This is a genomic window from Tabrizicola sp. (assembly GCF_036781545.1).
Taxonomy (GTDB): domain Bacteria; phylum Pseudomonadota; class Alphaproteobacteria; order Rhodobacterales; family Rhodobacteraceae; genus Tabrizicola.
In genome coordinates, this window is sequence record NZ_DAIQAT010000262.1 from 1 (window position 1) to 2,951 (window position 2,951).

5 protein-coding genes are annotated in these 2,951 nt (G+C 66.5%); all 5 read left to right on the top strand.

Translation table 11 applies throughout. From position 1 onward, the window contains the following. The coding region (locus V7Q39_RS20380; RefSeq protein WP_333818443.1) for a riboflavin kinase at positions 1–162 on the top strand (162 nt) is incomplete at its 5' end. Between the two features lie 52 nt (positions 163–214). Further along, positions 215–793, top strand: a complete 579-nt coding sequence (locus tag V7Q39_RS20385; protein ID WP_333818439.1) for a GNAT family N-acetyltransferase — start codon at positions 215–217, stop codon at positions 791–793. A gap of 39 nt (positions 794–832) precedes the next feature. Further along, positions 833–1,285: a YcgN family cysteine cluster protein gene (locus V7Q39_RS20390; protein ID WP_333818440.1), complete on the top strand. Its 453-nt coding sequence runs from the start codon at positions 833–835 to the stop codon at positions 1,283–1,285. Beyond that, positions 1,285–2,301, top strand: a complete 1,017-nt coding sequence (locus V7Q39_RS20395) for a threonine aldolase family protein (protein WP_333818441.1) — start codon at positions 1,285–1,287, stop codon at positions 2,299–2,301. Before V7Q39_RS20390 ends, V7Q39_RS20395 begins: the two co-directional genes overlap by 1 nt. 105 nt (positions 2,302–2,406) lie before the next feature. Beyond that, positions 2,407–2,951: ribose-phosphate diphosphokinase (gene prs / locus V7Q39_RS20400; protein WP_333818442.1), on the top strand; the 545-nt coding region annotated here is incomplete at its 3' end.

A 2,951-nucleotide genomic window follows, 5' to 3' on the forward strand; every position in this document is an offset into this window, starting at 1 on the left:
ACCTATCTCCTCGACTTCAAGGGCGACCTCTACGGCCATCACATCTCGGTCGCGCTGGTCGATTTCCTGCGCCCGGAGATGAAGTTCGATGGGCTCGACGCGCTCATCGCCCAGATGGACGCCGACTGCGCCAAGGCGCGCGAAATCCTCGCGCACCTCTGATTGACAGCCCTGCCAGACCGGAACATCCTGTGAACATCGCACAGGAGGCCCGATGTCCGACCTGCATATCCGCCCGCTGACCCCCGACCTCACCGGGGATTTCCTGACGCTCTTCGGCCCGTCGGGGGCCTGCTACGGCTGCTGGTGCCAGCACTTCCGCCTCCGCCCCAAGGAACGCCAGACCCTCAGCGGCGATGCGAAACGCGACCTGATGGTCGCCCGCATCGCCGAAGGCCCCGCGCCCGGCCTTCTTGCGTTTCAGGGCGATGATCCGGTGGGCTGGATGCAGATCGGCGCGCGCGCGGACGTGCCGGAATGGAACAATCCCGGCCGGTCCTCCTCGCCCCTGCCCGACGCCGCGGCCGATGACCCGGCGGTCTGGGCGGTGTCCTGCTTCTTCTTCCGCAGCCGGATGCGCGGCAAGGGCCTGTCGCACCGGATGCTGGCCGCCGGGATCGACCACGCCCGCGCCAACGGGGCCCGCGTGCTGGAGGCAAGCCCGATGGACCGGGCGAAGCAGTCGAAGTCCGTCGGCCTCTTCGTCGGATCGACCTCGGTCTTCGACAGGGCCGGGTTCCAGACCGTGGCGCGCGCCAAGCCGAACCGCCCCTTGATGCGACTTGTGCTCTGACCCCTTCCCTTTTCCGCCCCGCCGCCGCACCTTGCGCGGATGACCAACCTGCGCCCCCGTTTCTGGGAAACCGTTCCCCTGTCGAAGCTGACGCAAGCCGAATGGGAGGCCTTGTGCGACGGCTGCGGCAAGTGCTGCCTGAACAAGCTGGAGTATGAGGACACCGGCGAGATCGCCTATACCCGCATCGCCTGCCGCCTCTTCGATGGCGACAGCTGCCGCTGCCGCGACTATCCGAACCGCAAGCTGCATGTCCCGGAATGCGTGGTGCTGACCCCGAAGACCCTGCCAAAGATCGCCTACTGGATGCCCTCGACCTGCGCCTACAAGCTGCTGTTCCAGAAGAAGAAACTTCCGGCCTGGCATCCGCTTCTGACCGGCGATCCCGAAAGCACCCATAGCTCGGGCCAGTCGATCAGGGGCATGACGCTGTCCGAAACCGAAATCCCCGAGGACGACTGGGAAGACTATCTGATCGAGGAAACCCCCTGATGCGCTTTGCCTCCGACAACACCTCGGGCGCCGCCCCCGAGATCATGGCCGCGATCCTCAAGGCGAACGAGGGCTATGAGCGGTCCTACGGCGCCGATGCCGCGATGGACCGGGTGACGGAGCTTGTGCGCGACACCTTCGAGGCGCCACAGGCCGAGGTTCGCCTCGTCGCCACCGGCACCGCCGCCAATGCGCTTGCCATCGCCACCCATTGCCATCCCTGGGACGGGGTCTTCTGCCACACCCATGCCCATGTCGCCGAAGACGAATGTGGCGCGCCCGAGTTCTATTCGGGGGCCAAGCTGGTGCTGGTGCCGGGCGAGCAGGGCAAGATCACGCCGGAGACTTTTGCCACCGCGCTGGCGACGACCGGCGAAAGCGGCGTCCACGGGGTGCAGCGCGGGATGCTGTCGCTGACCAACGTGACCGAGGCCGGGACCGTCTACACCCCCGCCGAAATCTCCGCCCTGACCGCGATGGCGAAGGCGAAGGGCATCCCCTGCCATCTCGACGGCGCGCGCTTTGCCAATGCTTTGGTGGCGACGGGCGTGACCCCAGCCCAGATGACCTGGAAGGCGGGCATCGACGTGCTGTCGCTGGGGGGCACCAAGAACGGCTGCCTAGGGGTGGAAGGCGTGGTCCTCTTCAACCCCGACAAGGCCTGGGAACTGGAGCTTCGCCGCAAGCGGGGCGGGCATCTCTTCTCCAAGCACCGCTTCCTCTCGGCGCAGATGGAGGCCTATCTGACCGGTGGCCTCTGGCTGCGACTGGCGGCGCAGGCCAACGCCATGGGGCAACGGCTGGCCGAGGGGCTGCGGCAAAGGCAGGCGCATGTGCCGGATGCCCCGGCCAACATGCTCTTCCCGGAATGGGCCGCCGGCAGGCATGACCGGCTGGAGGGCGCAGGCGCGGTCTACTACCGCTTCCCCGCTGCCGAAGGCCGTGAACGGGCGCGGCTGGTGGCCAGCTGGTCCACCACCGAGACGGACGTCGACCGCTTCCTCGCCGCCTTCTGAACCGCAGCCGCCGCAAAATTCGCGGCTTGGGCACTCGCGCCCGTTTGCATCCGGCAAGCCCGGTGATAAGCGACACGCATCCCGAATCCGCTGCCCGGAGCCCCCATGCCCGCCGTCACCGAACCCAAGCTCATCGCCGGAAACGCCAATCAGCCGCTGGCGAAATCCATCGCGCGGCGGATGTCCATGCACCGCGGGATGAGCGTGAACCTCGTCGACGCACGGGTCGAACGCTTCAACGATCAGGAAATCTTCGTCGAGGTCTTCGAGAACGTCCGCGGCGAGGACATGTATGTCATCCAGCCGACCTCGAACCCGGCCAACGACAACCTGATGGAACTTCTGATCATGACCGACGCCCTGCGTCGGTCTTCTGCTTCCCGGATCACCGCCGTCATCCCCTATTTCGGCTACGCCCGCCAGGACCGCCGCGCCAAGGCCCGCACCCCGATCACCGCCAAGCTGGTGGCCAACATGATCGAGACGGCGGGGATCGACCGCGTCCTGACGCTCGACCTGCATGCAGCCCAGATCCAGGGCTTCTTCGACATTCCGGTCGACAACCTCTATGCCTCTCCCGTCTTCGCGCTGGACATCGAGCACAATTTCAAGGGCCAGATGGACGACCTGATGATCGTCTCGCCCGACGT

What these genes read in the sequence shown, in the direction of transcription:
- V7Q39_RS20390 (WP_333818440.1), top strand. Translation starts at nt 833, where the DNA reads ATGACCAACCTGCGCCCCCGTTTCTGGGAAACCGTTCCCCTGTCGAAG.
- V7Q39_RS20385 (WP_333818439.1), top strand. Translation starts at nt 215, where the DNA reads ATGTCCGACCTGCATATCCGCCCGCTGACCCCCGACCTCACCGGGGAT.
- V7Q39_RS20395 (WP_333818441.1), top strand. Translation starts at nt 1,285, where the DNA reads ATGCGCTTTGCCTCCGACAACACCTCGGGCGCCGCCCCCGAGATCATG.